This window comes from Gemmatimonas sp. (assembly GCF_044344655.1).
In the GTDB taxonomy this organism is placed as follows: Bacteria; Gemmatimonadota; Gemmatimonadetes; order Gemmatimonadales; family Gemmatimonadaceae; genus Gemmatimonas.
On record NZ_JBIJCN010000022.1, the window covers coordinates 42,765 to 49,904 of the forward strand.

Annotated in this window: 5 protein-coding genes; 2 read left to right on the forward strand and 3 right to left on the reverse strand. The window is 67.6% G+C overall.

Annotation, left to right across the window (positions count from 1 at the left end; genetic code table 11):
* Window positions 1–4: 4 nt before the first annotated feature.
* Together ACIQ51_RS07880 and ACIQ51_RS07885 are read right to left on the reverse strand one after the other, a co-directional pair.
* Window positions 5–2,761 carry a valine--tRNA ligase gene (locus ACIQ51_RS07880; RefSeq protein ID WP_396204485.1) on the reverse strand — a complete coding sequence of 919 codons (2,757 nt, stop codon included), beginning with the start codon at window positions 2,759–2,761 and terminating at the stop codon, window positions 5–7.
* Between the two features lie 42 nt (window positions 2,762–2,803).
* Window positions 2,804–3,364: a hypothetical protein gene (locus tag ACIQ51_RS07885; protein ID WP_396204486.1), complete on the reverse strand. Its 561-nt coding sequence runs from the start codon at window positions 3,362–3,364 to the stop codon at window positions 2,804–2,806.
* 208 nt (window positions 3,365–3,572) lie between these two features.
* On the opposite strand from ACIQ51_RS07885, the gene thrS reads away from it, so the two are divergent.
* Complete coding sequence (gene thrS, locus ACIQ51_RS07890; RefSeq protein WP_396204487.1) at window positions 3,573–5,567, forward strand: threonine--tRNA ligase; 1,995 nt, start codon at window positions 3,573–3,575, stop codon at window positions 5,565–5,567.
* Window positions 5,564–6,811: a diguanylate cyclase gene (locus ACIQ51_RS07895; RefSeq protein WP_396204488.1), complete on the forward strand. Its 1,248-nt coding sequence runs from the start codon at window positions 5,564–5,566 to the stop codon at window positions 6,809–6,811. The genes thrS and ACIQ51_RS07895 overlap by 4 nt, the downstream gene beginning before the upstream one ends.
* A gap of 17 nt (window positions 6,812–6,828) precedes the next feature.
* Here ACIQ51_RS07895 and ACIQ51_RS07900 read toward each other — a convergent pair.
* A partial coding sequence (locus ACIQ51_RS07900) for a TonB-dependent receptor plug domain-containing protein (protein WP_396204489.1) occupies window positions 6,829–7,140 on the reverse strand: 312 nt, incomplete at its 5' end.

The window sequence follows — 7,140 nt, forward strand, 5'->3', positions numbered from 1 at the left end:
GGGCTCACGCGCCCAGCGCCGCGCGCTTGTCGCGCAATTGCGCAAGGCGCGACGACCAGTCGGCAGCCTTGGCCCGCTCGGTTTCCACGACCGCGGCCGGTGCTTTGGCCACGAAGCCGTCGTTGGAGAGCCGGCCCTGCAGCGCCGTGAGTTGTTTGTCGAGCTGCACGATTTCCGTGTCCAAGCGCTGCTTCTCCTTGTCGAGATCGATCATGCCAGCGAGCGGCACGACGAGTTCGACGCCGCCGGAGAGCAACACCTGCGCCGCGGCGCCACCCGGATTGACCGCACCCACGCGGACCTTGGCACGCGCAAGTGCCCCGACCGTGTCGGCCTGCGGTCCCAGCAGCGCCTCCGCGTCGTTCGTGGCCACCAATACGGCGTCCACCCACGCGCCCGGACTCACGTTGTACTCCGCACGGACCTGTCGGATCGCCTGGACCGACTCGCGCACCAGGTCGAAGGCCGCACCGCCACCGGCATACTCGCCGCCAGCCACCGGCCACGCCGCCTGCGCCAGGAACGCACCGGGCGGCGTCTGCGGCAGCTTCTGCCACAGCTCTTCCGTGATGAACGGCACGACTGGATGCAGCAGGCGCAGCGCGCCGTCGAAGGCATGCGCCAGCACGGCGCGCGCCACTTCGCGATCGGCGGTGCCGTCGGCCGCGAGGCGCGGCTTGATGCTTTCGAGATACCAGTCGGCCAGTTCGTTCCATACGAAGCGGCGCGCCGCCTCCGCGTACTCCGACAACCGGAGGCCGCGGCCGCGCTCGAGGTCACTCCAATGCGCGAGGGTGGACGGACGGGCAGGGCCCAGCGCCGCATCACAGTCGGCGATCGCCTGATCGAGCCGTTCGAGAATCCACCGATCGGCCGGTGCGAGCTGATCGCGGTCGAGCTGCGAGAGCGGCGCCACCGGATCGGTCCCCACGCGTGAGAGCAGGAAGCGGCCGATGTTCCACAACTTCGTACAGAAGTTGCGCCCCGGGGCGAACGACTTCTCCAGATCGGTGGGGTCGAGCATCACGTCCACACCGAGCCCAAGCCCCGCCACCATCGTCCAGCGCAGCGCATCGGCGCCGTAGAGCTTCACGACGTCGAGCGGATCGATCCCGTTGCCGAGCGACTTGGACATTTTGCGATGCTGCATGTCGCGCACAGTCCCGTGCAGGTACACCGTGTGGAACGGCGCCTTGTCGAGGAACCAGCAGCCGCTCATTACCATGCGGGCGACCCAGAAGAACAGGATCTCGGGCGCGGTGACGAGGAGGTCGCCGGGGTAGAACGCCTTGAGGTCCGGTGTCTTGTCGGGCCAGCCGAGCGTGGAGAACGGCCAGAGCCAGCTGGAGAACCAGGTGTCAAGGACGTCGTTGTCCTGCCGCACCGTGCCACCACAGCCCGGGCACGCGGTCACGTCGGTGCGCGAGACGATCTGCGCATGGCCGCAGGACGCAGTGCAGTACCACACGGGCACGCGATGCCCCCACCAGATCTGGCGGGAGATGTTCCAGTCGCGGATCCCCTCGAGCCAGTTCACGTACACCGCTTCCCAGCGGTCGGGGAGGATGCGCAGTTCGCCCGAACGCAGCACGGCGAGCGCCTTGTCGGCGAGCGGCTGCATCTTCACGAACCACTGATCGCTGAGGCGCGGCTCGACCACCGTGTCGCACCGGTAGCAGTGGCGCACGCTGTGGGCGTGGTGCTCGACCTTCACGAGCGCGCCCGCTTCGTCGAGCAGGTTGACGATCGCCTTGCGCGCCTCGAAGCGGTCGAGCCCCGCGAGCGACGCGGGCACGCGGCCGGCAGCGCCGTCGGCTTCCCGCACGATCCCTTCGGCATCGATCACGACCGGCATGGCGAGGGAGTGGCGCTTGGCCACCTCGAAGTCGTTCGCGTCGTGGGCGGGGGTGATCTTTACGGCGCCGGAGCCGAAGGTGGGATCGGTGTAGCTGTCGCCCACGATCGGGATCCGCACGCCGTTGAGCGGCAGGATCACCTCCTTGCCGATCATCGCCTGATAGCGTTCGTCGTCGGGGTTCACCGCCACGGCCACGTCGCCCAGCATCGTTTCGGGGCGCGTGGTGGCGACGGTGATGCCCTGCGACGGATCGTCTGCGAGCGGGTAGCGGAGGTGATACAGCTTGCCGTTCGTATCGGTGAATTCCGCCTCTTCATCCGACAAGCTGGTGCCGCAGCGCGGGCACCAGTGGATCACACGATGACCCCGGTAGACGAGGCCGTCCTCGTACAGGCGCACGAACGTTTCGCGCACCGCGCGTGAGAGCTCGGGCGAAAAGGTGTACGCGGTGCGTGTCCAGTCGGCGCTGGCGCCGATCGATTTCAGCTGATTGAGGATCTCGCCGCCGGTCTTGTCGACGAACTCCGCCACGCGCTGCACGAACGGCTCGCGTCCGAGATCGAAGCGCGACTTGCCCTCGGCCGCGAGCTGCTTCTCCACCACGTTTTGGGTGGCGATACCGGCGTGGTCGGTGCCAGGCACCCAGAGTGCTTCGTCGCCCGCCATGCGGCGCCACCGGATCAGCACGTCCTGCACGGTGTTGTTGAGCCCATGGCCCATGTGCAGGACGGCCGTCACGTTGGGCGGCGGAATGACGATCACGAACGGTTCGCGGCCGCCGGGGCCCGTGGCGCGAGCCGGGTCGGCCGTGAACACGCCATGTTCGGTCCAACGGGGGTACCAGGCGGCCTCGGTGGCGGCGGCGTCGTAGATCGGGGGCAGCGAAGAGTCTGGCGCAGTCATAGCCCGAGAAGATAACCCGGACCGGGAGGCCGCGGTGGCGGGTCAGCCCGCCCCGCGCGGCCGCAGGGCCAGCAGACTTTCGACCGCCTTCACCCCCGGGACCCCGCTGGCGAGGGTGACGGCGTAGGCGATCTCGGACTCCCCGTAGACCCAGCCGGCGAGTTCGATGGTGTGGGCGTCGACCGCACCAATGTCTATGGGGCGGTCCGCCATCAGCGGATCAGTGCGGAACACGTCGAGGACCCGCTCCTCGAGCTCCACCTGCCGTACGATCCCGGGCATGGCCTCCACCGGGGCGGCCCCCGGCGGCGGCACGGCGGGGCGTGCCGATGTCGGGGAGCGTCCGCGGAGGTGCAGGTGCGAGATCGCCTCGGGGGCCAGTTCCGGCTCGTCGTCGTTTTCGTCCCACGACGGCGACCGGCCCGCCTCGTCGCGCCCGCCGTTGTCGCGGCGCCGGCGCTGCCGCGGGTTGTCCTGGCGGCGCCGTAGCCCGCCGACACGATCGGCGAGGGCCATGCCGATCGCCAGCCCGGCCACGGCGCCCAACGCTACCATCAGGATCTGCTCGCCGATCCCGCGACTGGTACGACGTGATCGTGCCATGCATTCCTCACGGTGTCCGCATTGTGACAGCCTCGGCTATTCGTGGCCGCCTGTCTTGGCGTACCTCTCCTAGCAAGGATAACTTGCACACTCTTGTCGAGCGAGGTCGACTGCCACGGACCGTAGCCGTGCATCCTCGTGCTCATTGCGTGCCCGAGCTGTGCCGCGAAGAGCAGATCTCGCTCGCGTCCTTTTGCTGTCCTGTCCGATGATCGCCGGTACGCCCGCCGCTGGTGAAGGTTCGATCGTTCTCACGCTCCCCGATGGCAACACGCGCGAAGTCGCGCCGGGGACCCTGGCTCGTGACGTCGTCGGTTCGATCGGCGCGCGGTTGCTGCAGGCCGCGTTGGCAGTGGCGGTGGACGGCGAGGTGCAGGACCTCGTGACGCCGCTGCGCAAGTCTGGCGCCTTCGTGGTGATCACCGACAAGGACCCGCGTGCGCTCGACGTGTTGCGCCACTCGGGCGCGCACATCCTCGCCACGGCGGTACGCCGCCTGCGCCCCGACGCGAAGATCGGCTTCGGCCCCGCCATCGACGACGGCTTCTATTACGATTTCGAGGTCGAGACGCCCTTCACGCCAGAGGATCTCGCGGCGTTCGAGGCGGAAATGAAGAAGGTCGTGGCGGAGAAGTATCCGTTCGTGCGCGAGGAGGTCTCGCTCGACGAGGCGAAGGTCCGCTTCACGGACGATCCGCTCAAGCTCGAGCGCCTCGCCGACTTCGAAGGCACCGACGAGGTGATCAGCACCTATACCGACGGGCCCTTCATCGACCTGTGCCGCGGGCCGCATGTGCCCGATACGTCGCACCTCAAGCACTTCAAGCTGCTGCACACCGCGGGCGCCTACTGGCGCGGTGACGTGAAGCGCCAGATGCTGCAGCGCATCTACGCCACGGCCTTCTTCAAGAAAGACGAACTCGAGACGCATCTGCATAACCTCGAGGAGGCGAAGAAGCGCGACCACCGTGTGCTGGGCAAATCCCTCGGGCTGTTCCAAATCTTCCCGCAGGCCCCCGGCGCAGCGTTCTGGACGCCCAAGGGGACCACGCTCTACAACACGCTCGAAGGCTTCGTGCGTGAGCGACAGAGGGAGGCCTTCCAGGAAATCAAAACGCCCCTGCTGTACAACAAAAAGCTGTGGGAGCAGTCGGGGCACTGGGGCAAATACAAGGAGAACATGTTCCTCGTGCTCGACAACGAGACCGGGGAGCACGACATGTCGCTCAAGCCCATGAACTGCCCCTCGCACCATGTGCTGTACGCCTCGGAGAAGCACTCGTACCGCGAACTGCCCGTGCGCTTCGTGACCTTCGATGTGCTGCACCGCAACGAACTCTCGGGTGCCCTTTCGGGGCTCACGCGGGTGCGGCAGTTCTCGCAGGACGACTGCCACGTGTATCTCCGCGAGGATCAGATCGAGAGCGAGGTGAAGTTCCTCATGGACTTCATCCTCTCCTACTATGACACGTTCGGGTTACAGGCCAAGCTGAAGTTCGCCACACGCCCCGAGCAGCGGATTGGCAGTGATGAGCTGTGGGACCGCGCCGAGGGCGCCCTGCGCGCGGCGCTCGAGAGCACCGGTCGCCCGTATGAGATGAAGGAAGGCGACGGGGCATTCTATGGCCCCAAGATCGACTTCGACGTGATGGACAGCATCGGCCGCGCCTGGCAGCTGGGCACCATTCAGCTCGACTACAACGCGCCGGAACGATTCGATCTCACCTACACCGGCGAAGACAACGCGCCCCACCGTCCGGTGGTGATTCATCGCGCCGTCAGTGGCTCCTTCGAGCGCTTCATCGCGATCCTCATCGAGCACTTCGGCGGCGCGTTCCCGGTCTGGCTCGCGCCCGAGCAGGTCCGGGTGATCCCCATTGCGATCGATTACAACGAGCACGCTCAGGCGCTCGTGGACCGCATGAAGGCGCTCGGTATCCGGGCCACCCTCGATGCGCGCAACGAAACGCTCAACTATCGCGTCCGCGAGGGCGAGGTGGAGAAGATCCCGTACATGTGCGTGATCGGCCGCCGTGAAGCCGAGGAGTCCACGGTGGCGCTCCGGGCACGTGGGGCCGGAAAGAAGCAGGAGGTGCTGTCGCAGGATGCGCTGGTTGAGCGGCTCCAGCACGAGATCCGCACGCGTGCACTCACCCTGCAGCCGGAGAAGGCTGCCGCTGCCGAGGTCGAGGCGGAGGCGTGACTCCAGAGGCGCTACGCGAGCTGTTCCTGCTGTCGCCGGTCGGGCTCGTCGAGGTTGACGAGTCGGGCCGAGTGGACGTGGCAAACCTCGCAGCGCGCCGTCTTCTCGCGCCGTTCACCAGCACCGGCGCACTGGAGAACCTCTTTGACAGCTTGAGCGCGTACGTGCCGGACTTGCCGGCGCGGGTGCGTGGCTTCGACGGGCCGCGTGGACTTGTGGTGGACAATCTCGAGGTGCTCGCCCCCAGCCAGCACCACGGGGTGTTGCTCTCTCTCGTGAAGGTGGCGAATGGCCGCGTCGTGGCGGTCGCCACCGACGCCTCCGCACTCGCCAGTGCGCGGGCGCTCCTCTCGAACCTCGAACAGCGGCATACCGCCATCGATGGTGCGGTGCGTGACTACGCCATCTTCACGCTCGATGCCGACGGTCTGGTGAACAGTTGGAGCGCCGCGGCCGAACGCGTGCATCAGTGGGACAGCGCGTCCATCATGGGCCAGCCCATGGCTCGGCTACTCCCCCCGGACCACGGCGGCCCGTCCTCTCTGCCTGACACGCTGGCCCTGGCTGTTCGCAATGGCTGGTGCGAGGAGGAGGGATACCGTCAGCGGCGAGACGGCACCACCTTCTGGGCGACCACCGTCGTGACCGCGTTGCGCGACGGCGGCGGCGGCACGACCGGGTACTCGGTGGTGTCGCACGACGGGTCGGCGCGCCGAACGCTCGACGAGCGGCTGCGCGACGGCGCGTCGAGCGTTACCGACTACCTCACGGGCGTGTCGACGCACCGCGCGTTCTTCGAGCTGGCGCAGAGCGAGGTGGCGCGCGCATGCCGGTACGGCCAGCCGCTCACCATGCTGCTCGTGGCTCCCGATCGCTTCCGCGAACGGGTGAGCGCATACGGCGAGCCCGTCGCCAATGAGTGGCTCCGGGCAACGGCGTGGCTCTGCCGACAGGAGTCGCGCACCACCGATATGGTGGGGCGCATTGCTGGTGAGGCGTTCGGGGTGCTCCTCCCGAGCACCGAACGTGCCGGTGGGCTGGTGCTGGCCGAACGCATTCGCGAGCGCATGGCGCGCCATGTCTTCGCCGGCGATGTCGCCGGCATGCGCGGCACGGTCTCCGTGGGTGTGGCCGAAGTGAGCGACGCTGTCACGACGGTGGACGGACTGTTCGACGCCGCGCAACAGGCGGTGGAACGCGCCCGGCAGGCGGGAATGAATCTCGTCGTCGGCTACGACGACTGATCGGCGATCATTGCCGCTTAGCGCCGCCGCGCGCCGGTCCAGATCACGATGCTGCCGCAGCCGTTGCGGCTCTGGTACTCTGGCGGCGTGGAGCTCATGCGCGAGTATACCTCCACGGCGCGCACGTCGTTGGCGGTGACGATGTTTTCGAGAATGCCGTCCGGCGTTGGCGTGAGCATGCCGTTCACGAAGAGGGCCGGGATGCAACTGCCGCCGCCGGCGGCGCCACGCATCAGCACCCGATCACGGCCGCCCGCGGCCCCTGGCTGAATCGTGACACCGGGTGTGCCACGCAATAAATCCGCCGTGAAAATGGGATTGCGCTTGGT

Coding starts and splice junctions, on each gene's coding strand:
- ACIQ51_RS07880 (WP_396204485.1), bottom strand. CDS start 2,761: ATGACTGCGCCAGACTCTTCGCTGCCCCCGATCTACGACGCCGCCGCC.
- ACIQ51_RS07885 (WP_396204486.1), bottom strand. CDS start 3,364: ATGGCACGATCACGTCGTACCAGTCGCGGGATCGGCGAGCAGATCCTG.
- thrS (WP_396204487.1), top strand. CDS start 3,573: ATGATCGCCGGTACGCCCGCCGCTGGTGAAGGTTCGATCGTTCTCACG.